The sequence below is a fragment of the Gammaproteobacteria bacterium genome (genome assembly GCA_030680605.1).
Taxonomy (GTDB): domain Bacteria; phylum Pseudomonadota; class Gammaproteobacteria; order SURF-13; family SURF-13; genus JAQBXX01.
Window position 1 is genome coordinate 40,872 of sequence record JAUXUQ010000013.1, and the last position, 24,980, is coordinate 65,851.

The 24,980-nt window shown below is 60.9% G+C and carries 20 protein-coding genes; 13 read left to right on the plus strand and 7 right to left on the minus strand.

What is annotated here, in order from left to right; genetic code table 11:
* Positions 1-6 precede the first annotated feature (6 nt).
* Entirely contained in the window at positions 7-489 is a 483-nt protein-coding gene (gene moaC / locus Q8L89_06935; GenBank protein MDP1708781.1) for a cyclic pyranopterin monophosphate synthase MoaC, read from the plus strand.
* Here moaC and Q8L89_06940 read toward each other — a convergent pair whose 3' ends face one another.
* Both Q8L89_06940 and Q8L89_06945 read right to left on the minus strand, forming a co-directional pair.
* On the minus strand, positions 490-2,616 hold the full coding sequence (locus tag Q8L89_06940) for an EAL domain-containing protein (protein MDP1708782.1): 2,127 nt from the start codon (positions 2,614-2,616) through the stop codon (positions 490-492).
* Entirely contained in the window at positions 2,613-3,563 is a 951-nt protein-coding gene (locus Q8L89_06945; protein ID MDP1708783.1) for an ABC transporter substrate-binding protein, read from the minus strand. Before Q8L89_06945 ends, Q8L89_06940 begins: the two co-directional genes overlap by 4 nt.
* A 154-nt stretch (positions 3,564-3,717) precedes the next feature.
* Here Q8L89_06945 and Q8L89_06950 point away from each other — a divergent pair, with 154 nt between their 5' ends.
* The 6 genes from Q8L89_06950 (at position 3,718) to phoU (ending at position 9,426) form a co-directional block, all read left to right on the plus strand.
* A complete protein-coding gene (locus Q8L89_06950) occupies positions 3,718-4,650 on the plus strand; it encodes a cation diffusion facilitator family transporter (protein ID MDP1708784.1) in 933 nt (310 codons plus the stop codon).
* A 72-nt stretch (positions 4,651-4,722) separates the two neighbouring features.
* Positions 4,723-5,769, plus strand: coding sequence for a PstS family phosphate ABC transporter substrate-binding protein (locus Q8L89_06955; protein MDP1708785.1), 1,047 nt, complete (start codon positions 4,723-4,725; stop codon positions 5,767-5,769).
* A gap of 189 nt (positions 5,770-5,958) precedes the next feature.
* Entirely contained in the window at positions 5,959-6,873 is a 915-nt protein-coding gene (pstC, locus tag Q8L89_06960) for a phosphate ABC transporter permease subunit PstC (protein MDP1708786.1), read from the plus strand.
* Entirely contained in the window at positions 6,873-7,805 is a 933-nt protein-coding gene (pstA, locus tag Q8L89_06965; GenBank protein MDP1708787.1) for a phosphate ABC transporter permease PstA, read from the plus strand. The genes pstC and pstA overlap by 1 nt, the downstream gene beginning before the upstream one ends.
* 106 nt (positions 7,806-7,911) lie before the next feature.
* Positions 7,912-8,697, plus strand: coding sequence for a phosphate ABC transporter ATP-binding protein PstB (gene pstB, locus Q8L89_06970; GenBank protein ID MDP1708788.1), 786 nt, complete (start codon positions 7,912-7,914; stop codon positions 8,695-8,697).
* A 12-nt stretch (positions 8,698-8,709) separates the two neighbouring features.
* Positions 8,710-9,426: a phosphate signaling complex protein PhoU gene (gene phoU, locus Q8L89_06975; GenBank protein ID MDP1708789.1), complete on the plus strand. Its 717-nt coding sequence runs from the start codon at positions 8,710-8,712 to the stop codon at positions 9,424-9,426.
* Positions 9,427-9,443: 17 nt separating this feature from the next.
* On the opposite strand, the gene Q8L89_06980 is transcribed toward phoU, so the two are convergent.
* Positions 9,444-10,487, minus strand: coding sequence for an ABC transporter ATP-binding protein (locus Q8L89_06980; protein MDP1708790.1), 1,044 nt, complete (start codon positions 10,485-10,487; stop codon positions 9,444-9,446).
* Positions 10,488-10,604: 117 nt separating this feature from the next.
* Between Q8L89_06980 and Q8L89_06985 the strand changes: the two genes are divergently transcribed.
* From Q8L89_06985 to cls, 6 genes are all read left to right on the plus strand, one after another.
* Positions 10,605-10,985 (plus strand): hypothetical protein, encoded by a 381-nt coding sequence (locus Q8L89_06985; GenBank protein MDP1708791.1) that lies wholly within the window; start codon positions 10,605-10,607, stop codon positions 10,983-10,985.
* A 114-nt stretch (positions 10,986-11,099) separates the two neighbouring features.
* A complete protein-coding gene (locus tag Q8L89_06990) occupies positions 11,100-12,203 on the plus strand; it encodes an efflux RND transporter periplasmic adaptor subunit (GenBank protein ID MDP1708792.1) in 1,104 nt (367 codons plus the stop codon).
* Positions 12,203-15,283, plus strand: a complete 3,081-nt coding sequence (locus tag Q8L89_06995; protein ID MDP1708793.1) for a CusA/CzcA family heavy metal efflux RND transporter — start codon at positions 12,203-12,205, stop codon at positions 15,281-15,283. Before Q8L89_06990 ends, Q8L89_06995 begins: the two co-directional genes overlap by 1 nt.
* Positions 15,280-15,591: a DUF3240 family protein gene (locus Q8L89_07000; protein ID MDP1708794.1), complete on the plus strand. Its 312-nt coding sequence runs from the start codon at positions 15,280-15,282 to the stop codon at positions 15,589-15,591. Before Q8L89_06995 ends, Q8L89_07000 begins: the two co-directional genes overlap by 4 nt.
* Complete coding sequence (locus Q8L89_07005; GenBank protein ID MDP1708795.1) at positions 15,588-16,922, plus strand: TolC family protein; 1,335 nt, start codon at positions 15,588-15,590, stop codon at positions 16,920-16,922. Before Q8L89_07000 ends, Q8L89_07005 begins: the two co-directional genes overlap by 4 nt.
* A gap of 411 nt (positions 16,923-17,333) precedes the next feature.
* Positions 17,334-18,782 carry a cardiolipin synthase gene (gene cls, locus Q8L89_07010; GenBank protein ID MDP1708796.1) on the plus strand — a complete coding sequence of 483 codons (1,449 nt, stop codon included), beginning with the start codon at positions 17,334-17,336 and terminating at the stop codon, positions 18,780-18,782.
* 510 nt (positions 18,783-19,292) lie between these two features.
* Here the strand turns inward: cls and katG are convergent.
* The 4 genes from katG to Q8L89_07030 form a co-directional block, all read right to left on the minus strand.
* Positions 19,293-21,476 (minus strand): catalase/peroxidase HPI, encoded by a 2,184-nt coding sequence (gene katG, locus Q8L89_07015; GenBank protein MDP1708797.1) that lies wholly within the window; start codon positions 21,474-21,476, stop codon positions 19,293-19,295.
* A 364-nt stretch (positions 21,477-21,840) separates the two neighbouring features.
* A complete protein-coding gene (locus Q8L89_07020; protein MDP1708798.1) occupies positions 21,841-22,656 on the minus strand; it encodes a metal ABC transporter permease in 816 nt (271 codons plus the stop codon).
* Positions 22,657-22,667: 11 nt separating this feature from the next.
* The gene (locus Q8L89_07025) at positions 22,668-23,579 is read right to left on the minus strand and encodes a metal ABC transporter substrate-binding protein (protein ID MDP1708799.1); all 912 of its coding nucleotides are present in this window, start codon (positions 23,577-23,579) and stop codon (positions 22,668-22,670) included.
* Between the two features lie 10 nt (positions 23,580-23,589).
* Entirely contained in the window at positions 23,590-24,906 is a 1,317-nt protein-coding gene (locus tag Q8L89_07030) for a TonB-dependent receptor (GenBank protein ID MDP1708800.1), read from the minus strand.
* Between the last annotated feature and the right edge of the window lie 74 nt (positions 24,907-24,980).

The following is a 24,980-nucleotide window of genomic DNA, read 5'->3' on the forward strand; positions in this document are numbered from 1 at the left end:
AAAACCATACATAAACTAGGCCATTTCAACCGGCGCGGCGAGGTGCACATGGTGGACGTAGGCGGCAAAGACGCCACCCGCCGCCGGGCATGCGCCGAGGGGCGCATCCTCATGCAACCCGCCACCCTCGGGCTGATCCTGCAAGGCGCCCACGCCAAGGGTGACGTGCTCGGCATCGCGCGCGTGGCAGGCATCATGGCGGCAAAAAAAACCGCCGACCTGATCCCGCTGTGCCACCCGCTGGTATTGACGCATCTCGACATCCGCCTTGAACCTGTAGCCGATGCAGCCGCGGTACTTTGCACCGCCAGCGTCGAAACGTACGGACCCACCGGCGTAGAGATGGAGGCGCTGATCGCGGTGGAAGTCGCACTCGCGACCATTTACGACATGTGCAAGGCAGTGGATCGCGGCATGACGCTGACTGACATCCGTCTCATGGAAAAAGCGGGCGGAGAATCCGGCCACTGGCAAAGAAGCAGCGCCTGATCAGTTACTCGTCTGCCGCAGGCTGCGTTGCACCCGCCGTGAGGTGAGCGGAGTCTGCCCGAGCCAGGCGGTGAAATCGGCTACTGCCTGTGGCCGGCCCAGGAAGTAGCCTTGCGCCACATCACAGCCCCAATCTGCCAGCATGTCCCACACCGCCTGACTCTCCACACCTTCCGCCACGACCCTGAGGCCCAGATGATGTGCGAGATCTATGGTGGAGTGAACAATCGCAGCAGCGCTGCCATCCTGCACCATGTTCATCACAAACGACTTGTCGATCTTGAGCGTATTCACCGGCAGCTTGGTGAGATAGGCCAGCGATGAATAACCCGTGCCAAAGTCGTCGATGGAAAGGCCTACGCCCATGGCATGCAACTGCGTCAACATGTCCAGTGCGCGCGCCGGGTCAGTCATGATCACACTCTCAGTGATTTCGATCTCCAGGCTGGCAGGCGGCACATCGTGCTCGGCCAGAGACAAGGCCACGAACTCCGCAAGCTGCTCCTCCTGCAGGTCGCGCGCCGAGAGGTTGACTGCGAGCGGTATCCCGACCCCGGCACTGCGCCACGCTGCACACTGGCGTATCGCCTCATGCAGCACAAACCGCGTCAGATCGCATATCAGGCCGGTACGCTCGGCGAGCGGGATAAAATCATCCGGCAGTATCAGGCCACGCTGCGGATGCTGCCAACGCACCAGGGCCTCGGCGCCGGCCACTTGCCCGGTTGCAAAGGCAATCTTGGGCTGGTAGTGCAACAGCAGCTGCTGTCCTGCAATGGCGTGATTGAGCTCACTGCTCAGCATCAACTGGCGCAGGCTGTCCTGATCCTGCTCCTGGTCATACAGCGCATAACCGCTATGGCTGCGCTTGGCCACGTACATGGCTACGTCCGCACGGCGCAGCAGCGTAACATTATCTGCGCCGTGCGCCGGAAACAGGGCGATGCCGATGCTGGCGCTCACCTCCAGCAGCCGTCCCTGGACATGAAACTCCACAGCCAGCGCATTGATCAGCATGTCTGCGGTGCGCATGGCCTGCTCACCCTCCGCACCGACCAGCAGCACGGCAAACTCATCGCCCCCCAGCCGGGCAACGGTGTCTGATTTACGCAGCGTGGTCTGCAGTCGCAGCGCCACCTGTTGCAGCAACTGGTCACCATACTGATGGCCGAGGCTGTCGTTCACCTCCTTGCAGCGGTCAAGATCCATCACCAGCAGCGCAAACGGCTTGCTGTCACGTGCCGCCGCACGGATGACCTGCTGCAGGCGATCCTCCAGCAAGGCACGATTGGGAAGGTTGGTAAGCGAGTCGTGCAGCGCCTGGTGCTCCAGCAACAGCGTGCTTTCGATGAGACGGGCGTTATCGGCCTCGATCGTGCGCGCCATCTGGTCGAAGGCCTGGCCAATACGCCCGAGCTCGTCATTGCCGCGCAAACCGGTCTGCGCGGTGTGATCCCCGGCGGCGAGACGTTCAGCGGTATGGACGATACGCGCCACCCGTCGCGTCACCACAAAGTGGGCAAATACCCACAGCAACAGAGCCAGGCCCGCCATGAACACGGTCGAATCCCATACATGATTCTGCACACTGTACCGCCCGGCCTGCTTGCGGTTGCGCAGGTCGTAGCGCATGTGCAGGATGCCAGTCCGCGACGGGCGCAATTCATTGCTGTGCGCACCCAGCACCACGGGATAGTAGCCGGCCACCGAGTTGCGGTCTTCCGCCAATACCACCTCACCGGCCAGCGTGTCACGGGCTCGCGCCACCATGCCCTCGTCAAAGTCCGGCAACGCCTGCTTTACCGGCATACCGATCCAGGCCCTGCGCGTGGCATGACGTATGATGTCGCCCTCATCTATCAGCACCGCATGTATCAGACCGGAGTTCGACCCTGCCGAGGCGATTTCGATTGCAGCCGCCTCCATGCCGCCCAGGCCCACCAGATACTCAAGCAGACGCTGCATGTCCGTCATGTCCTGAATCAGCTGATCACGGGCCAGGGTTTCGATGCGGTGGTCTTCGGTGCGGGTGCCCTGATACAGGGTATAGGCGCTCCATACCGCTGTCAGCAGCAGCAACAGCACAGGGATCATGATCCGCAGGGGGAACAGGAGCAACTGTTTCATGGCATCACTTTTTCAATGACACTGGCATCCAGCAATGCCGTGGCCTCCATGTCCTGGCGCAGCAATTTCTGCGCCCGCATGCTGTGTTGCATATACCTGACAGGAGCCAGCAATTCGGCCCCGGATCCACGGATCATGCGCAGGTTCCGCGCGATATCTGGAATCCGCAATAACTGCCATGCGGCCTGAATCTCGTCCGCATCCAAGGCCAGGCGCGGCCTCATGCGTGCGGCAGCGTCCTCCGGGTGCAGCTCGACATAGGCCAGGGCACGAAACCAGTTCTGCACCAGACCTGCTACCGCAGCAGCCTCACGCTCCAGATAATCGGATCGCACCACCAGTACATCAACGATCTCGCCCGGAATCTGGCTGCTGTCAAACAGTTTGGCCGCACCTTGCTGCAACAGCCGGGTGCGCACCGGCTCAAAGGTCACGACCGCATCTACCTCATGCTGCAGAAATGCCCGCTCGTGCGCAACAGCAGGCAGCGGCACTACCTGTATCTCATCCAGCGTCATGCCTGCCAGTGTAAGCGCGCGGGCAAGCACATAGGCACCCAGCGCACCGTGCTCCACCCCGATGCGTCGGCCTTTGAGATCACCCAGCCCGCGCATGCCTGCCCTGCCCAAAATCACATCGGCGCCATTGGAAACATCCATGACCAGCACCACGCGTGGCTGCTGACCAGAATCGAGCAGCAGCAGCGCCTCGTCCAGCGTGAGTGCCGCGGCCTCAACGGCGTGGTTGCGAAAGGCACGGAGAACCTCGGTCGCCGAGGCATACTCCACCAGATGTACCGGCCCACCCTCGAAGTAACCGAGATCGCGCGCCAGATACAGCGGCTCATACCCCAGCCAGACATTGGTGCCGACACGCAACGGCGGTGGTGGCTGCGGCGTACAGCCGGCCATTATCAGCGCCAGCATGCCGCTAACCAGAAGAGCCACATACCCGACGAACCTGCCCAACGTCATCCTGTGCTCCGCGCGTATTCCCCTGCCCATTTCCATTATGTATCGGCAGGATACCCTGCCACCATATCCCATAAGACGGCCAATGACGTCTATACTGGTATCCAGCTGAACCCTGCTGTCATGCGCCATGTCATTATCGCACCCTCACGCCCCTACCCACGCACGCTCCGGTCGCCCGGCCGTGTACATCAGCGCCATACTGCTCACGCTGGGCTTTGCCCTGGTCGAAGCCGTGGCGGGCTGGTGGTCGGGCTCGCTGGCCCTCTTGGGCGATGCGGCACACATGGTCACGGACAGCGCTGCACTGGGACTGGCCGCCTTCGCGGCCTGGGTCATGCGCCGCCCGCCCTCCGCCCGCCACTCCTACGGACTGGGGCGGGCCGAAGTGGTGGTGGCGCTGATCAACGGCCTGTTCATGCTCGCAATCATCGGTGCCATCGGCTGGGCGGCAGTAGAACGCCTGCAGGCGCCGCAACCTGTGACGGGCTCGGTAGTGATGGCCGTGGCCGCGGTCGGGCTGCTGGTCAACGCGCTGGTGGCGGGCCGGTTGATGCGCAGCGAGCAGTCGCTCAACCTGCGCGGCGCGCTGCTGCATGTGCTGGCTGACCTGCTCGGCTCCGCCGCAGCACTGGTCTCCGGCCTCGTGATCCACTTCACCGGCTGGACGCCGGCCGACCCGCTGCTCGCCCTCGCGATCTGCGCCCTCATCCTGTACTCCAGCCTGCACCTGCTGCGCGATGCGCTGCACATCATCATGGAGGGCGTGCCGCCCGAGCTAGACCTTGCCGAAATCGGCAACGCGCTGGCAGCCGTGCGAGGCGTGGGCTCAATCCATGACCTGCACATCTGGACGCTTTCGTCAGGGGTAGTGGCACTCTCCGCCCATGTGGTGGTGGACGACCTGCGCGGCTGGCATGAGGTGCTTGCCAGCCTGCGCGCGCTGTTGCATGAATGTTACGCCATAGACCACGTAACACTGCAACCGGAACCGCGCACTCACCCGCTCAAGCCCCTGCCCTACCCGCCGCGCACCACCCCTGAGGGATCAGAGACACCTTAATCAAACTGTCATTTTTCCCTGTCATTCTGGCGCCAGTTTCAGATCCGGCCAATAATTCAGGAGGTAGTTTCAATGCAAGTTAAACAGCTATTACGCGGCGCAGCGGCACTGATGTTGATGCTCCCCGCGTTCGCCGTGCATGCCGCAGAGATTATCAAGGTCGATGGCTCCAGCACTGTATTCCCCATCACCGAGGCGGTAGCCGAGGAGTTCCAGAAGGCCAAGCAAGGCAAACTCAAGGTGACGGTGGGCGTGTCCGGCACCGGCGGCGGCTTCAAGAAGTTCTGCCGTGGCGAAACCGACATCTCCAATGCCTCGCGCCCCATCGCAAAGAAAGAAATGGACGCCTGCAAAAATGCCGGCTTTGACGGCACATCAACCATCAGCGGCCCACGCATCGGCCCCAAGGGCGTGGAATACATCGAGCTACCGGTAGCGTTCGACGCCCTGACCGTAGTCGTGAACCCGAAGAACGACTGGATAAAGGAACTCAAGGTCGAGGAACTGAAAAAGATGTGGGAGCCAGCCGCCCAGGGCGCGATCATGAAGTGGAGCGACGTCAACCCGGCGTGGCCGAATGAGAAGCTGGTGCTGTTCGGGCCGGGCGCCGATTCGGGCACCTTCGACTACTTCACCGACGCCATCAACGGCAAGGAAAAGGCCTCGCGCGGCGACTTCACTGCGAGCGAGGACGACAACACGCTGGTGCAGGGTGTGGCGGGCAACAAGTACGCCCTGGGTTATTTCGGCCTCGCCTATTACGAGGAAAACCAAGGCAAGCTGAAAGCGGTGCCGATCATCAATAAAGGCGCCACCACGGGGGTTGAGCCTGCGCTCGGGACCGTCATGGCCGGCACTTACCAGCCGCTGGCGCGTCCGATCTTCATCTACGTGAACGCCAAGTCCATGGACAAACCGGAAGTGAAGGAGTTCATGAACTTCTACCTGAATAATGCCCCGAAGCTGGTCAAGGAAGTGGGCTATGTGCCGCTCGGCAAAGAGCACTACGAACTGGCGCTCAAGAACCTCAACAGCAAGAAGCTCGGTACGGGCTTCGGCGGTCACAACGAAGTCGGCGTCCGCGTTGAGGAACTGCTGCAGCGCGAGGGCAAGCTGTAATCCGGAGTCCTGTGGATTTTGGGTGGCGAAAGGGCGTCCTCGGGCGCCCTTTCTTTTTCCGGCCTTGCCAAGTAATAGGCCATACACAGCTCACACGGCCTGGCATCGTGGCCTGTCATCTAACTGTAACAATCGTATTTTATCATCGATTTTCTTGTCATTATTTCCTCAGCAAATCGCCCTGACCCAATGAGCCAACCAGCACCCTCACGATTTGCTTATCATATCCGGCGGCACCTGCTGGAGCGCATCATTCATGGCATCCTGTTCCTGGCGGCGTTCTCCGCCGTCGCCGTGACCATCGCCATTGTGGTTATTCTGGTGTACGAATCCCTGGGGTTTTTTGAGCATGTCTCGATTGTCGAGTTTCTGACCGACACCCAGTGGACCCCGCTGTTTTCCATCAAGCACTTCGGTGTCCTGCCGCTGGTGGCAGGCACCCTGGTAACGGCTGCGGTAGCGCTCGCCATTGCGGTACCTATCGGCACCATCACCGCGATCTACCTGAGCGAGTTCGCGCCGCACCGGGTACGCGAGACCGTCAAGCCTTTCCTTGAACTGCTGGAGGGCGTGCCAACCGTGGTGTACGGCTATTTCGCGCTGTTGTTCGTCACACCGCTGCTGCAGATCTTCATTCCCGACCTGCCCGGCTTCAACATGCTCGGCGCCGGTATCGTGATCGGCATCATGATCATCCCCTACGTAAGTTCGGTAAGCGAGGACGCGATGCGCGCTGTGCCCATGCACATCCGCGAGGGCTCCTACGCCATGGGCGCGACGCGCTTCCAGACCGCCATCCGGGTAGTAACCCCGGCCGCCACCTCCGGCATCGTGGCCGCCTACATCCTCGGCATCTCGCGCGCCGTCGGCGAAACCATGGTGGTGGCGGTCGCCGCCGGTACCCAGCCGAACCTGACCTGGAACCCGCTCGAAGGCGCGGCCACCATCACCGCCTATATCGTGCAGGTAAGCCTCGGCGATCTGCCGCACGGCAGCCTTGAGTACCAGAGCATTTTCGCAGTCGGCCTGGTGCTACTGATGATGACGCTGCTGTTTAATGTGATCGGCCACCGGTTGCGTAAACGCTTCCGCGAGGTGTACTGATGTCCAATCCTGCCGACACCAAGATCGAAGACATCCGCGCCCTCATCGGCCGCCACAAGCGCTGGGACCAGATCTTCGCCATTATCGGCCTGCTGGCGATGATGGTCGGCGTGATCACACTGATTGCGCTGTTCATGGATCTGCTCATTGACGGTTCATCGCGGCTCACCTGGCAGTTCCTCACCTCCTTCCCCTCGCGTCATCCGCTGGAGGCCGGCATCCTCTCGTCCTGGGTCGGCACCATTCTGGTGATGCTGGTCACGGCCCTGTCCGGGGTGCCGCTCGGCATCGCCGCCGGCATCTATCTTGAGGAATACGCGCCGCGCAACTGGATGACGGATCTGATCGAGATCAACGTCACCAACCTGGCGGGTGTGCCATCCATCATCTATGGCTTGCTGGCGCTGGGTTTGTTCGTGTACCAGTTCGACCTTGGCGAGAGCGTGCTCGCCGCAGGACTGACGCTCGGCCTGCTGATCCTGCCGGTGGTGATAGTAGCGACGCGCGAAGCGATACGCGCCATTCCCGCCAGTATCCGCGAGGCGGCCTATGCCCTGGGCGCCACCAAGTGGCAAACCGTCTCACAGCATGTGCTGCCCTACTCCACGGCCGGCATTCTGACCGGCGTGATCATCGGCATGGCCCGCTCGATCGGCGAGACCGCGCCGATCATCACCATCGGCGCGCTCACTTTTATTGCCTTCCTGCCGCCGTCACCGTTCACAAGTGAGCCGCCCTTTGTCTCGTTCGACTGGCTGTTCGCGCCGTTCACAGTGCTGCCGATCCAGATGTTCAGTTGGGTATCGCGGCCGCAAGCGGCATTCCTGGACAACGCGGCAGCGGCCGGTGTGGTGATCATCATCATGACGCTGGCGATGAACGCAGTGGCCATCGTCATCCGCTACCGCTTCCGCAAGCGCATAAAATGGTAACAGGGAACCCATGAACAAATCCGAGATACAGCCCGTCACACCCCCTCCCTTCCACGCATCCAGCTTAAGCCGGGTAACCAAACCGCCTGTGCCGGGTACCGGAAAGATGGAGGCAAAAGCAGCCCTGCCGCCGAGCAAGGCGCAGGTGCGCGGCCTCAATTTTTATTACGGCGGCACCGTGCAGGCGCTCAAGGACATCAACCTTGATCTGGCCGAGAAGCGCATCACCGCCCTCATTGGTGCATCGGGCTGCGGCAAATCCACGCTCCTGCGCTGCTTCAACCGCATGCACGACCTCTACCCCAACAACCGCTACGAAGGCGAGGTTCTGATCCACCCGGACAACATCAATATCCTGGGCAAGAACGTGGATCCGATTGAGGTGCGCATGCGTATCTCGATGGTGTTCCAGAAACCGAACCCTTTCCCCAAGTCAATATACGAGAACGTGGCCTACGGGCTGCGTGTACGCGACATCAAGCGTCGCAGTCTTCTGGATGACAAGGTCGAGGAGGCACTACGCGGTGCGGCGCTGTGGGACGAGGTCAAGGATCGCCTGCACGACCTCGCCTTCAATCTGTCCGGCGGCCAGCAGCAGCGTTTGTGTATCGCCCGCGCACTGGCCACCGACCCCGAGATACTGCTGTTCGACGAACCGACCTCGGCGCTCGACCCGATCGCCACGGCGTCCATTGAGGAGCTCATCACCGTACTGAAACAGAAAGTGACCATCTTCATCGTCACGCACAACATGCAGCAGGCGGCGCGTGTTTCGGACTATACTGCATTCATGCATCTGGGCGAATTGGTGGAGTTCGGCGACACCGACATCATGTTCACCAACCCGACCCACAAACAGACGGAAGATTACATTACCGGCAGATACGGCTAAGGAACGCTCATAATGAAGCCCGAAATCTCGACTCACATATCACGCCAGTATAACGAGGAACTGGAAGACATACGTACGCGCGTGCTCGCCATGGGGGGCCTGGTCGAACAGCACATCGACCAGGCGTTACAGGCCCTGGTCAAGGGTGATGTGGAGCTCGCCAACACCGTCGCCACGAATGACTATGAAGTCAACCGCATGGAAGTCGCCATTGACGAGGAGTGCAACCAGATCATCGCCCGCCGCCAGCCTGCCGCGAGCGACCTGCGCATGGTAATGGCGGTCATCAAGACCATCTCCGACCTGGAGCGCATGGGCGACGAGGCGGAAAAGATCGCCCGCATGGCGGTGCGACTGGCGGACGAAGAGCGGCCCAAGAACAATTACATGGAAATCCAGTACCTCGGCAACCACGTGCGCGGCATGGTGCATGATGCGCTCGACGCCTTTGCCCGCCTCGACACCGAGGCCGCGCTGCGCGTGGCGCGCGAAGACCTGCAGGTGGACAAGGAATACGACGGCCTGATCCGGCAGATGATCACCTTCATGATGGAAGACCCGCGCACCATCTCGCGCGCGCTCAACGTGATCTGGGCCGCACGCGCACTGGAGCGCATCGGCGACCACGCCAGCAACATCTGCGAATACGTGATTTATCTGGTGAAGGGCAAGGACGTGCGCCACACCAGCCTGGAGCAGATTGAAAGGGAATTACACCCACAAAAATAGACTGGATGCGTTTGCGTTTAACACCTGAACGCCACCATGTGATCCACGTCATAGCGTATCCCTACCTGCTCGCCTATCGCATGGTTGTGGTGGCTGGGGAATAGAGACAACACCTTCGAGCCGGTCGGCAGGCGCAGGGTGTACATGATCTCCGCGCCCTTGAATGCCTTGTGCAACACCTCGGCTCGCAACGGCGAGGCATCATCATGCACAATATCATCCGGCCGCAGCAGCACCTCCACCGAGGTACCCTGCGGCCATGGGTAAGCGCGATTGCCCTGTATCGCGCCCACTTCGGTCTGCACCGTATCGGGTGTCATCAGGGTACCGCGCATCAGCACCCCCTGACCGATAAAATCGGCCACGAAGCGATTACTGGGTTCGTGGTACAGGTTGTAGGGCGTATCCCACTGCAACACCCGGCCTTCGTCCATCACCCCGATCTGGTCGCCCCAGGCAAAGGCCTCGTGCTGGTCATGCGTAACAAGTATCGCGGTGCTGCCCTGGCCTTTCAGAATGGCGCGCACCTCCTGGCTCAGGCGCTCGCGCAACTCGACATCCAGATTGGAGAACGGCTCATCGAGCAGAATCAGCGCGGGCTGCGGCGCCAGCGCCCGGGCCAGCGCCACGCGCTGCTGCTGGCCGCCGGACAGCTCATGCGGATAACGCCCCCCCAACCCCTCCAGCCCGACCACCTCCAGCAGCCGCCGCGCCATGTTGTCGCGCGCCTTGCGGGTGAGGCCGCGCAGGCCGAAACAGATGTTGTCTGTAACACTGAGGTGCGGAAACAGCGCGTACTCCTGAAACACCATGCCCATCTGGCGCAGTTCCGGCGGCAACAGATAACCGGGGCGTGAAATACTGTGGCCGCTCAGCGTAATCTCGCCCTGCACCACCGGCTCGAAACCGGCCACGGCGCGCAACGCCGTAGTCTTGCCGCAGCCGGACGGCCCCAGCAGGCACACCAGCTCGCCCACATTGACGTGCATGGAGAAATCACGCACCGCCACCTGCTCCTGATAGCGGCATTCGATCTTGTCCAGTTTCAGCAGGGCACTCATGCGGCCTATCATAGCAAATTTGCGCGCATCAGCCTGTAGGCGGGCTGCTGCGTCAAGACAAGAGTCTATATTCAAGGGCCACTGGGAACCATTGCCGCTTCGAGCTATCATAGGGCCATGGCGAACTACTGCAGCAAGCTGTCTACCATCCTTTTATTTGCCTTGCTGCAATGTTTTTCGCCGCTGTTGCACGCCCATGTTGACGCGGAATCTCACGCTCTATCCGGCATCCATCAGCACGTGACTGTGGAGTTGTACTGCCTCGACGGTGACCAGTCCCACTGCCACGATGCCCAGGTGCTGGATACCCAGGCTGTCGCGGCAACGCAGACCTTCCCCAAGAAGCCTTCCAACGCCATCCATGCCGGTGCGCTGACATTCCCTCTCTCCTCGGCACAGGCACAGACCCGTCTTGCGGCTACCCCCCCGGCCAGCACCGCCGTCCCACGCTGGCACTTTGCCTCACCCCCCGCGCACGCCCCGCCTTACCTCTTTTAATCTCCCGCAGTTCATAGTTTTTTAGTCGCCAGCTGCATTCGGGCGAATTTGGAAAACGGTTCCACTAATTCAGCAGGCCTGGCTGTTTGATGTCAGGCTACAGGAGTACAGGGTATGCGCAAGTTGCGTGTGAGCTGTCTGCTATTGAGCAGTATTTTTAATGTCACGGTGCTGCATGCCGGTGATGATATTGCGCTGTCGGCGCAACAGGCACAGGCGCTGGACATCATGAGCGCACCCCTGCAGAAACAGGACGCCGCATTGGGTGCGGGACTTCCCGCGCACGTCGTCATTCCCAACAACCAGATGCACGTGGTCAGCGCGCCCACGGACGGCTTTGTGCAGGCCATGCTGGTAGCGGTGAATGAGGAAGTGAAACAGGGACAGGCGCTGGCACGCCTGCAAAGCCCTGCGCTGGTCGAAGCGCAGCGCGCATTTTTGCAGGCGCTGGCGCACGCGCAGTTACAGCGCGACAATCTCAGCCGCGATCAGGCATTGTTCGATGAAGGCATCATCGCGCAGAGCCGCTATCTGGCGACCAAAAATGCATACGCCGAGGCCGCCGCCGAGCTGGCCGGGCGCGAGCAGTTACTGGCGCTCTACGGCATGAGCGCATCGGCCATCAAGCGTGCGCGCGACCAGCGCACGCTGAACAGCACGGTCGAGATCGTCTCGCCCATCGCTGGCGTGGTACTGGAGCAACTGGCGGTCGCCGGCCAGCGCGCCGAGGCAACGGCGCCGCTGTATAAAGTGGCGAGTCTTGCGCCACTGTGGCTTGAGATCGCCGTGCCGCTGTCCGGCGTTGCGCAGACAGCAGCAGGCAACAACATCAGCGTGCCCGCCTATCAGGCCAGCGGCAAGGTGTTGTCGGTGGGGCGGGGCGTGGACAGCGCCAACCAGACCGTGATGGTGCGCGCCGAGGTGACCGAAGGCGCGGAGCGCCTGCGCCCCGGCCAGCAGGTAGAGGCCCAGATCGCCGCAGCAGATTCTGCCACGCTGCAATGGGCCGTACCGAATCAGGCCCTGGTACGGCAGCAAGGTCGGGTGTATGTGTTTATACAAACCCCAGGCGGATACCGGGCGCAAGCGGTGACCGTGGTGAACGCGGCGGCGCAGACCAGCACCATTCAAGCTCCGTTGCGCGGTGATGAGCGCATCGCGGTGCGCGGCGTAGTCGCTCTGAAGGGCGCGTGGCAAGGGCTCGGAGGCGGCGAATGATACTCGCACGCCTGGTAGAATTCGCCCTGACCCAGCGCCTGCTGATGCTGCTGCTGATGCTGCTGCTCATCGCGGGCGGCAGCTACGCCTTCAAGGGCCTGCCCATCGACGCCTTCCCCGACGTCTCCTCCACCCAGGTCAAGGTCATCATCAAGGCCCCCGGCATGACGCCGGAAGAAATTGAGGCGCGCATCACCGCGCCCATCGAAGTGGAGATGCTCGGCATCCCCAACCAGAAAATCCTGCGCTCGGTGACCAAGTACGGGCTCACCGACATCACGCTCGACTTTGCGGACGGCACCGACATCTACTGGGCGCGGCAGCAGGTCGCGGAGCGCTACAACAACATCACGGACGATCTCCCGCCCGGCATTGCCGGCGGCCTCGCGCCGATCACCACGCCGCTGGGTGAGATGTTCATGTTCACCATTGAGGGCGGCGATCTCTCGCTCATGGAGCGCCGCAGCCTGCTCGACTGGGTGATCCGCCCGGCGCTGCGCACCTTGCCGGGCGTGGCCGATGTCAACGCGCTGGGCGGGCTGGTGCGCAGCTTCGAGGTGGTGCCGGACAACATGGCCTTGCGCGCACGCGGCATCGGTTTGGGTGAATTGCAAACGGCGCTGGAAACCAATAATCGCAACGACGGCGCCGGACGTCTCACCGACGGCGAAGAAGTATTGCTGGTGCGCGCGGAAGGCACGATCAAGACGCTGGACGACTTGCGCGCCATTGTCGTAACCAGCCGCGGCGGCACACCGGTACGCGTCGGCGATGTGGCCGAAGTGCGCATCGGCAGCCTCACCCGCTACGGCGTGGTAACCAAGGACGGTCAGGGCGAGGCCGTACAAGGGCTGGTACTGGGCCTGCGCGGCGCGAACGCACAACAAGTGGTGAAGGGCGTGCGTAACAAACTGGCAGAGCTTGCTCCCACACTCCCTGCAGGAGTGAAGACCGAGGTATTTTACGATCGCGGCAGTCTGGTAGAGCGTGCAGTCGGCACGGTGTCTACCGCCTTGCTGGAAGCCATCGTGCTGGTGGTGATTCTGCTGCTGCTGTTTCTCGGCAACCTGCGCGCCGCGCTGGTGGTGGCGCTGACCTTGCCACTGGCGGCCTTGGCCACCTTTATCCTGATGCGGCAGTTCGGCATGTCCGCCAACCTGATGAGCCTGGGCGGGCTGGCGATTGCCATCGGCAGGCTGGTGGATGCCGCCGTGGTGGTGGTGGAAAATACCGTCTCGCATCTGGCGCACGACAAGAGCGCCGCAAAGCTGCCGCGCCTGCATGTGATTTATCGCGCGGTACGCGAAGTGGCGGCACCGGTCACGGCCGGCATTCTGATTATCATCATCGTGTTTCTGCCGCTGCTGACACTCCAGGGTCTGGAAGGCAAGTTCTTTGTGCCGGTCGCGCTCACCATCGTGTTCGCCCTGTCTGCCTCGCTGCTGCTGTCGCTCACCATCATCCCGGTGCTGGCTTCATTTCTGCTGAAGCAGGTGGCGCACCGCGAACCGTGGCTGGTGCGCAAGGCCAACGCGCTGTATGAGCCGACATTGCGCTGGGCCTTGGTACATGTGAAAACCGTGGTGACTGTGGCCGGCGTGGCCTTACTGCTCACTGTGTTGGTGTACCTGCAAACCGGCAAGACCTTTATGCCGGAAATGGATGAAGGCGACCTCATCGTCGGCATCGAGAAGCTGCCGTCCATCAGCATCGAACAAACGGCCGCGCTGGATCTGAAAATCCATCAGGCGATCATGAGCCAGGTGCCGGAAGTGACCGGCATCGTGGCGCGGGCCGGGGCCGATGAGTTGGGGCTCGATCCGATGGGATTGAATCAGACTGACACCTATCTCCAGACCAAGCCGCGCAGCGAGTGGCGCGAGCCCGACGTGGAGTGGCTGAAAGATGAACTGCGTAAGGTGCTCGATCAGTTGCCCGGCATTTCCTACAGCTTCACCCAGCCGATAGACATGCGCGTGCAGGAGATGATTATCGGCGTGCGCGGCGACGTGGCGGTGAAGGTGTTCGGACCGGAGCTTGCCGTCCTCAACCGCCTGGCGGCGGAAATCGAGACCGTACTGAAGACTGTCCCCGGCAGTCAGGACGTATACACCGTGCAGAACGAGGGCGTGCAATATCTCACACTGGAGATAGACCGTCTCGCCGCCGGGCGCATGGGCCTGAGCGTGGACGAGATCGGCGCGGCGCTACGTTCGCAACTGGAAGGCAAGACCCTGGGCGTGGTGCTGGAAGGCGCGCGACGCACGCCAGTATTGCTGCGCGGCGCCGATGCAGTGCGCGCCTCGCCCACCTTGTTTGCCGGTCTTACGCTGACGCTGGAGAACGGTGCCAGCGTACCGCTGTCGCAGGTGGCGCGCTTGCAGCGCGTGGACGGCCCGGTCAAGATCGATCGCGAAAACAGCGCCCGCATGGCGGTGACGCTCTCCAATGTGCACAACCGCGACCTGGTCGGCTTTGTGGAAGAAGCCAGACAGGCGGTGAGCGAGCGCGTGCCCTTGCCCGACGGCTACCGGTTGAGCTGGGGCGGGCAGTTTGAAAACCAGCAGCGCGCCGCTGCACGTCTCGCCATTGTGGTGCCGGTGGCGCTGGGGCTGATCTTTCTACTGCTGTTCGCCACCTTCGGTTCGGTACGTCAGGCCGTGCTGGTACTTTCCAACATTCCGTTCGCCATGGTCGGCGGCGTGTTCGCCCTCTGGCTCTCCGGTGAATACCTGTCCGTCCCCGCCTCGGTCGGCTTTATCGCCTTGCTCGGTATCGCGGTGTTGAACGGCGTGGTGATGGTGAGCTACTTCAACCAGCTGCGCGCGCAGGGCATGGCGCTCGCCGATGTGGTGGTCGAAGGCGCCAAGCGGCGTTTGCGCCCGGTGCTGATGACCGCCAGCATCGCCGCCTTTGGTCTGGTGCCGTTGCTGTTCGCCAGCGGCCCCGGATCGGAAATCCAGAAACCCCTGGCGATCGTTGTGATTGGCGGCCTGGTGAGCGCGACGCTGCTGACGCTGATTCTGCTGCCTATACTCTACCGCCGCTTTGGCGTTGGCCCCAAGGAGGCCGCCGTATGAATACTCCCGATTGCTGTTTGACGCTGATCGCCCCCAAGGCACTGGAAGAAAACCTGCTCGACCTGCTGCTGGAGCATGACGCACTGGCCAGCGACTTCACAATCTCCGAGGTGGCGGGCCACGGGCGCACGGTGGCCTATCAGAGTAATACCGAAAAGGTGCGCGGCCATGCGCGGCAGGTGCGGATGCAAATCATCATGCAGCACGCCGATGCGCAAACCCTGTTGCACGACATCAAGCAGGCGCTACCGCGCGTCAACATTGTTTACCACATCACTCCGGTAACGGAATCGGGGAGTCTCCTGTGAAACGCATTCTTGTATTAGCTGGTTTTCTTGGTGTCTGTACCGTGGCTACGGCGGCAGAGCAGCCGTCGTTTACCGACGTACAGGGCCGCACTAGTGTCGCGGAAGGCAGGATGCCGGGAGCGACCGATTACCCTGATTTGCCGTCGCTAGCCGTGGTCACCGAGGTTATGGAGAACAGCCCGCAGGTCAAGGCCGCAGCGGCAGGCATTGAGCTGGAGCAGGCCAACGAACGCGGGCTCAACGCCGGGCCATACGAGTTCAATGTGACGCTGGGCGCAAAACAGCGCAACACCGACAGCGAGGGCAATTTCAACGAATGGGAGGCCGGGCTGGAGCGCGGCTTGCGCCTGCCCGGCAAGGCCCGCATTGATCAGCAGTTAGGTATACAGGGCGTGCGTCAGGCGCGGCTGGCGCTGGGCGATGCTTTACATGAGTCCGGCCGCACCCTGTTGCGCTCTTGGTTTAGCTGGCGGCAGGAACATGCACAGGTCAAGCAGTGGCAGGCACAGGTGGAGGTGTTGCAACAGCAATTGGGCATCGTCAACAAACGCATTGAGGCGGGTGACGCCCCGGTGCTGGAACGTTCGCTCAGCGAGGCCGCACTGGCGCAGGCCACATACGCGCTCAAACAGGCCGAACTGCGCGCGCAGATGGCGGCCACTGACATACAGCAACGCTATGTCGGGCTCACGCTGCCCGCTGATCCGGCATTTATGGCCCCGGAGCCGTTGCGCGAAAATCTGGATTATTGGCGCACACGCATACTTGAGCACAACCACGAGCTGGCGCTGATACGCGGTGAAGTGGAGCGCGCACAACTGCACATCAACCGTGCCAGCGCCGACCGCACCCCCGACCCTACCGTGGGACTCAATACCTCGTCAGAAAGAAACGGCGCGGAACAGGTCACCGGATTATTCCTGTCCATCCCGTTGTCTGGTTCAGCACGGGCGGCCACACAATCAGCTGCGCTGGCGCAAGCCTCCATCTCCGCTCAAAACGAGGCCGACACCCTGCGCCGCCTCAACGCCGAGATCATCAACACCTACGCCAGCGCCAGCAGCGCCTATGAGAGCTGGCAAAGCGCGCAAACGGCAGCAGACGCCATGCAACACAACGCCGGGCTCATGACTCGCGCCTACAGTCTGGGTGAAGCGAGTTTGAGCGAAACCCTGAACGCGCGTCGTCAAGCACTGGAAACCGGCCTCGCCGCTGCGCTGGCACAACTCAACGCGCGCGAAACACGTTACCGCTTAATGCTGGACGCGCATTTATTGTGGCCGCTCGACAAGGACGAAGACGCGGCGGACGCCGAGCATGTGCATTATTAGAATTCTCTGGCAGGCGTCACATTGCCCTCCTGCATTTTTGAGGCTTCATACCGAGCAAGTACCACTACATTTTCCGCCTTATGTACGCCAGCGCACAGAGTACTTTCGACAGAAGACACATAAATAGCAGCGTTACAACATAGTTAACGAACGGAAGGGTATCGAACTATTAATACTTAGAGGCTTACTGTCACAGCAACAGGCATCCTGCTCGCGGCATTTGCACTGGGCTCCGTCGCCGCACCCGGATAACCCCACAAACAACAAGCCCGGGCACGAGTAGCGGGCAACCAACACCTGATAGCAAGGTAAAGGCAAAGACCTGGTCAAGCAGGTACCAGCCCTTCAACTCAGGTCACATTGATTATATGACCCGCAACAGCGGGCCATTACTTAGCAAGCGTCGAGTGTATGCACAATAAACTCCAATTCAAGGGTGATGCTAATATCCTCTTCCCTCCGAAGGTCCTCTCGAGCCGCCCTGTTACTGGCATCTTGTTGATTTGCCTGAGCCTGCTTACGGCCTGCGCATCACTGCCTGACACAAATGATTTTCTCGACACCTCCGTGCGCAAGCATAGCGCCCCGCGCCTCGAAAACGCCCGTGGCCCGCTGTCGGCGCAGCAAAGCAAAGCTATCCTAGACAAACTCAGCGCACAAGCTGGCAACCCCGATATCATGCAACGACATCTCGCTTTTACAGAAGCGATTGTCGAGAGTCCACTTGTAATTGGAAACCAGGTGCGGCTACTTCAGGATGGGCCGAGCACCTACAGCGCCATGTTCAGCGCTATTCAAAGCGCGAAGAATCATATCAACATGGAAACCTTTACCATCGAGGACGATGAGGTCGGACAACGCTTTGCGGATGCACTGATCGAGAAACAGCAGCAAGGGGTACAGGTTAGTTTGATTTACGATAGCGTCGGTTCGCTTGGAACCCCGGCGGCCTTCTTTGAGAGGCTCAAAGAGCATGGAATCGGCGTACTGGAATTCAATCCGATCAGTCCGCTCCAGGCGAAAAAAGCCTGGTCTTTAACGCATCGTGATCACCGCAAACTCCTCATCATTGATGGAACTACGTTATTTACCGGCGGCGTCAATATCAGCAAGGTCTACTCAAGCGCCCCCTTCAAGAGACGCGGAGCGGATGACGCTGAAAAAACTTCTACCGGCTGGCGCGATACCCATACCCGAATAGAAGGTCCAGTGGTGGCCGAATTTCAGAAGGAATTTCTGAAAACCTGGGAAAAACAAAAAGGCCAACTGCTCGCCGCAAGTAACTATTTTCCTGCTCTCACAAAAAAAGGTAATGATGTAGTACAGGCAGTCGCCACCTCACCTGATGACCCGTTAAGTTTGATTTATCTTACTCTGGTCTCCGCCATCACCCATGCCGAGTCATCAATAAACCTGACAAACGCCTATTTCGTTCCTGACCAGCAACTGCTTGATGCGCTCAAAGACGCTGCGAAACGAGGCGTGAATGTAAAGATGGTACTCCCGAGCTATAGTGACTTCTGGCCCGTGTTTCATGCCGGCCGCTCTCATTATTCAGAGCTATTGGAGGCAGGGGTGAAAATTTATGAGCGGCGTGATGCCTTGCTGCACGCTAAAACCGCATCGATTGATGGTGTCTGGTCAACCATCGGATCAACCAATCTGGATTGGCGCAGTTTTCTGAACAATGACGAAATCAATGCTGTCGTTCTGGGCCGGGATTTTGCTGACGAAATGGAGTCGGCTTTCGAGAAAGATATTGCCCAATCTAACCCTATCATCCTGGAAGAGTGGCAAAAACGTCCGCTTAGCGTGCGCATGAAAGAAGCCGCTGCGCTCCTCTGGCAACGTTTACTATAATCATAGACAGCCTCTATCCCAGGGAGTGACACTCAAACACTACGCACCCATCAAGGCTGCATTTTCTCTGCGTCCTGCCGATATCCTCGCATACCAGCAAGTAACCTGGATGAAACAACGTGGAATCCGGGAAGGATTATCCCGGGTTGCATTGCATTCCACCCAAGCTATGCGCTGAAGTCTTAGCTTACTGGCAACCGTGATATCAAGACGCGCGCCCTATATCCCCGCTGTTTGTTTCACTAGTGAATCGTCGCGAGTCGGACAGTCCGATCTTGGGGGAGGTATTCAAATCCAGCTGCGAGTCTCGTCGGATATCCGCCCTCTCGTTTGATCTTGATCATGAGGCTGAACTTCATCTGCAACCACAAGGCGTGAACACCCTTCTCCGCCAGATGCTGAGTCCAGCCACAATATCCAAACCATACTCCGGACCGGGCCTATAGAAACCCGATCCGTTGTTAATGGATAAGCCGTGACGCGTCCTTCATCAATGTCCCTTCTCCGAGATCACGCGAGATCGAAGCGACCAAGGTTCATCACCTTGCTCCATGCTGCGACAAAGTCGTTGACGAACTTCTGCTGCGCGTCCGCGCTTGCATAGACTTCTGCCAAGGCCCGCAGTTGCGAGCTCGAACCGAAGACGAGATCGACGACGGTGCCCGTCCACTTGAGTTTACCGGTTTTACGATCGCGCCCTTCAAACACATCCTTGGCATCCGAGACCGCCTTCCACTGCGTGCCCATGTCGAGCAGGTTCACGAAGAAGTCATTGGTCAGCGCCTCTGGGCGCTGGGTGAACACACCGTGCTGGCTCTTGCCGACGTTCGCATTCAGGGCGCGCATGCCGCCTATCAGCACCGTCATCTCGGGAGCCGTGAGAGTTAGCAGTTGCGCCTTATCCACCAGCAGTTCGGCCGCCACCCCTTCGAGCCCCTTGCTGGCGTAGTTGCGGAACCCGTCCGCCTTCGGCTCGAGCACGGTGAAGGAGTCCACATCGGTTTGCTCCTGCGAGGCGTCCATGCGGCCTGGTGAGAAGGGTACTTTCACCTCGACGCCAGCCTTCTTCGCTGCGGCCTCGACCGCAGCGCAGCCGCCCAGCACGATCAGGTCGGCCAGCGAGACCTGCTTGCCGCCGGTTTGCGAACCGTTGAACTCCTTCTGGATGGCTTCCAGCTTGGACAGGATCTTCGCCAGTTCGGTCGGCTGGTTGGCCTCCCAATCTTTCTGCGGTGCCAGACGGATGCGGGCACCGTTCGCACCGCCGCGCTTGTCGGAGCCACGGAAGGTGGAAGCCGATGCCCAGGCGGTCGACACCAGTTGCGAGACCGACAGGCCCGACGCCAGGAGCTTGCCCTTGAGGGAGGCAATGTCCTGCGCATCGATCAGCGTGTGATCGACTGCGGGGATGGGGTCTTGCCAGATGAGCTCTTCCTTCGGTACTTCCGGGCCGAGGTAACGCGCACGCGGCCCCATGTCGCGGTGCGTCAGTTTGAACCAGGCGCGGGCGAAGGCGTCGGCGAACTCGTCCGGGTGCTCGTAGAAGCGCCGCGAAATCTTCTCATAGACCGGGTCGAAGCGCAGGGAGAGATCAGTGGTCAACATGGTCGGCGCGTGACGCTTGGACGGGTCGTGGGCGTCCGGAATGCTGCCGGCGCCGGCGCCATGCTTCGGTGTCCACTGATGGGCACCCGCCGGGCTCTTGGTCAGTTCCCATTCGTAACCGAACAGGTTCCAGAAGAAGTTGTTGCTCCATTTCGTCGGCGTGCTGGTCCAGGTGACTTCCAGGCCGCTGCTGATCGTGTCGGCGCCCTTGCCTGTGCCGAAGCGGCTCTTCCAGCCCAGGCCCTGTTCCTCGATGCCGGCGGCTTCAGGCGCAGGGCCCACCAGTGACGCATCGCCGGCACCATGGGTTTTGCCGAAGGTGTGACCGCCCGCAATCAGCGCCACGGTCTCCTCGTCGTTCATCGCCATGCGCACGAAGGTCTCGCGGATATCCCTGGCCGCGGCGAGCGGATCCGGGTTGCCGTTCGGGCCTTCCGGGTTCACGTAAATCAAGCCCATCTGCACGGCAGCGAGCGGATTTTCGAGATCCCGCTCGCCGGAGTAGCGTTTGTCAGCGCCCAGCCAGGTGGTCTCGGCGCCCCAGTAGGTGTCTTCTTCCGGCTCCCAGATGTCCTTACGCCCGCCGCCGAAACCGAAGGTCTTGAATCCCATCGATTCCAGCGCGACGTTGCCGGTGAGAATCATGAGGTCGGCCCAGGAGATTTTCCGGCCATACTTCTGCTTGATCGGCCACAGCAGCCTGCGTGCCTTGTCGAGGTTAACGTTGTCGGGCCAGCTGTTGAGCGGCGCGAAGCGCTGCTGGCCGGTGCCGGCGCCGCCGCGACCGTCGCCCATGCGGTACGTGCCCGCACTGTGCCACGCCATGCGAATGAATAATGGCCCATAGTGCCCGAAGTCAGCCGGCCACCAGTCCTGCGAGTCGGTCATCAGCGCCAGGATATCCTTCTTCACCGCCGCGAGATCGAGGCTCTTGAACGCTTCGGCGTAGTTGAAGCCCTTGTCCATGGGATCGGACAGAGACGAGTGCTGGTGCAGGATTTTCAGGTTGAGTTGGTTCGGCCACCAGTCATGGTTCGACTTTCCAGTGCCGGCGGTGTGATGGAATGGGCATTTCGTTTCGGTTGACATGTGTTCCTCCGTTCTTACATTGAAAATAGATTTGCAATCGCTGCGTGAAGAGTCATGCAACCCTCTCAGCATGCAGAGTAGAGGGGCCAAAGAGAAAAATCCAATTGATATTTAGAACGTTAATGATAGTTGATAGCTATCATACGGCGCGCTGCGAACCAGGGAATCCGCCAGGGTCTGTCAACAATTACACAATCCAAACGAGAGTCGAGACAATCGCGGATAAAAAGGGTCACGTTGGGGTACCCCAGATTCGATTGATTTCGAGTTGCTCAGATTTTCCATCGCTGCCCCAGTGTAGACTTTGATTAAACGCCTGTTTTGGTTCCGTGGCAATAACCAGATAACGCCAACGGTGAGGGCATTACTCCGGTACGCTACCTGCTCGCCGCCTCTTGACCATATCTGCCAGTGGACGCAACGCGAGCGCCGCCAGCGGCAGCAGGCCCAGCACCGCCACCATCGTGGTGCCGGTGGGCAAATCTGCCGCATAGGAGAGCCACAGGCCCGCGACGCTGCCTGTCAGACCCAGCAGGTATCCCAGCATCAGCCGCAGTGCCGGTGTCGCGGCCAGCAGCGTGGCGCTGAAGGCGGGAATGATAAGCAGGGCGAACACCAGCAGCACGCCGGCGATCTGCACCGCGAGCGTGATGACCACGGCGAAGGACATGAAGAACAGCAGCTCGCGCCCGAAGGTAGTCTGCTTGCCGAACCCCAGCACTGCACTGCGTTTGCGCAACAGTATCTGCGCCGCCACTAATAAGGTATAGACGACGGCAATCACGCCGACTTCCTGCCAGCGCACCCACAGGATGTTGCCGTTGAGCAGGGTTTTCAGTTCTTCCATGCCCACGCTGGAGCGGCTCAAAATCAGTATGGATAAAGCACTGGCCACCACATACACGCAGCCGATGGTGGCTTCGCGCGTGGTGATATCCGCTATCTTGCGCAGACAGGCGCAACCCACGGCGGCGAGCAGCGCGGCGCCGAAGGCATACGCCAGGGCCGCGCTGCCGTGGGCGTCGTGGCCGAGCAGGAACGCCAGGCTCGCGCCCAGCGCCGCTACCTGAGCCAGGGCCAGGTCCACAAAGATGACGCCGCGCGCCAGCACGTGCAGCCCCAGATAGGTGTGCGTGATGATCATCAGCACGCTCAGGGCGAGTGCCGGCAGCAAGATCATCCAGCCTTCCATCAGAGAGCGCCGGACTTTTGCAAGGCGGCGACGATGCCGTCGAACAGGTCGAAGTAGGTCGCAACCTCCGGCGCGCTCCCGACCGACTGCGGCAACACGGCGATCTTGATGCCGGTCTGTTCGGCGAGGTAGGTGGCCGAGCGCCGTTCGTAATAAGATTCCATAATCAATAACCCTATCTGGTCCGCCTTGATGCGCGCCACCAGCTTTTGCAGGTGGGCCGCGCCCGGCGCGATACCGGGCACGGGCTCCACCTGATCGACTATATTCAGGCCAAAGGCATCGGCAAGATACAAGAACGAGCTGTGATAGGCGATCACCGGCTTGTCCTTGAGCGGCGCCAGCGCCGCTTGCCACGCCGCCATTCTGGCCTGCAAGTCCTGCTCGAAGCGGTTCAGGTTGATTTGATATTCCGCCGCATGCGCGCCATCCAGTGCGCTCAGCCTTGCGGCAATGGCCTGCGCCATGCGCAGGCCATTGGCCGGCTTCAGCCAGTAGTGAGGATTGCCCTGGGCATGCACGTCGCCCATGGCGCGCGTCACCGGCCCTGCGGGCACGCCCAGTAACGGCACGGTGGTGGAAAGATCAAGATAACCCGCACCGCCCGGCAAAACACGCGCGTTGCGCGCCGCCTGCAACAGCGGCGGCAGCCAGCCGATTTCCAGATCCGCGCCGACCAGCAACAGCAAATCGGCCTGATAGACCTGGCGGATCATGCCGGGTCTAGCCTCGGCGTAGTGCGGGTCACGCGTGCCGGGTGTGAGGCTGATCGCCTCCACCCGGTTCCCGCCCACGGCCTGTGCAATGGCCGCCAGATCCTGCGTGGTAGCCACCACTTTGAGAGCGGCCTGCGAGAGCAGCGGCAACAGCAGAAGGCCAACAGCCAAAGCAATTTTATAAATCGATTGCATGGCTACACTCCTAAAAAGTGTGCGCGGCGTGCGCGCCGAGGCTGAACTCCATCTGCAACCACAGCGCATGAGCATCCTTCTCTGCCAGGTGCTCGGCCCAGTCGCGGTTGTACTGCAGGCGCAGCTTGCTGTACTCGGTGGGGTACCAGGTCAGATTGGGTGACAGGCGCGTGCGGTTGTCACGCAAGGCATCGGCGCTGATGTCATACCCCACCGCCCCGCCGCTGCCCTCGGCATACTCCAGGCGCAGGCCCGCCACCCAGCCAGGCGTGAAGCCCCACAGGGCCTGGGTGAATCCGCCCCAGTCCTTGAGCGTTTCTGCGTCGGTCTGGTAGCGCCGGTTCAACAACTCGCTATGCCAAGCCACAAAGGGGAAGCCGCGCTGGCTTTGCGCGGGTTGCCATTTCAGATACAAGTCGGCGCCGTAAATCGTTGTGTCGGTACCGAGGCCGCTGGCATTCGGCCCCCGCAGCCCGGAGAGGCCCAGGTTCATGGACACCGTGTCGGACAGGTCCAGACCATTCAGCCAGCGCGCCGAATACAGCAGATCACCGGCGTCGCGCGCCGACCGGTCCAGCAGGGTGTGGCCGCCGATTTCCTCGTTCTCTTCGTACAAGAAGCTGGTGGCCGTTTCACCGTTGGGGTTTTGTGCGCCGACATACAGCTCCGAATACCACGGCAGCGGTGTGAGCCAGGAAACGCGTGCGCCCTGGCTGCGCAGGCCGTCGCCGCCGAACAGCCGCGACAGTATCAACGGCTGATCCACGAAGGCCCAGCTATGCGGATGCTGCGCATTGTGGCGGCCAAACTCGGTGAAGTACTGACCGCCCTTGACCTGCAATCCCGCAGGCAGGCCACGGGTAGTAAAGAAAGCTTCCTCCAGCTCGACCTTGGTCTCACCCGCGGAATCAATCTGCAGGATGATGCTGGCCTGGGCGTCGAAGTAGGGGTCTACCGTGCCACTCAGCGTCAGTTCCACGTTTTGCACCGTGAAGCCGTTGCGATTGGGATCATGCGCCCCCGCCTGCAGACCTTCCAACGCCGCGTTGTCCACACTCGAACCCCCTGCCGTGAACAAACTGCTTAACCCGACCTGAATCGGCGTGTGGCTGGGCGCTGCTGTGGCGTGCTGAGCCGGGGCTGTCGTCGCAGTCTGTTGCGCCGCGTTTTCCATGGCGCTGAGGGTCGCCCGTAACGCCTTTATTTCCTGCTCGAGTTGCTGCAGGCGCTGCTGCACTGCATCGGTCTCGCTGGCCGGCAAGGCACTTGAATAGACCAGCATGCAGGCGGCCAACACCCGCACGCGGCGTGCAAATATAGAAGACATATGTCACTCCTGATCATGAACAATACAGTTCGCCCCAACACGCAAGGCGGGCCGGGGCATGCACTAGCGTAGAA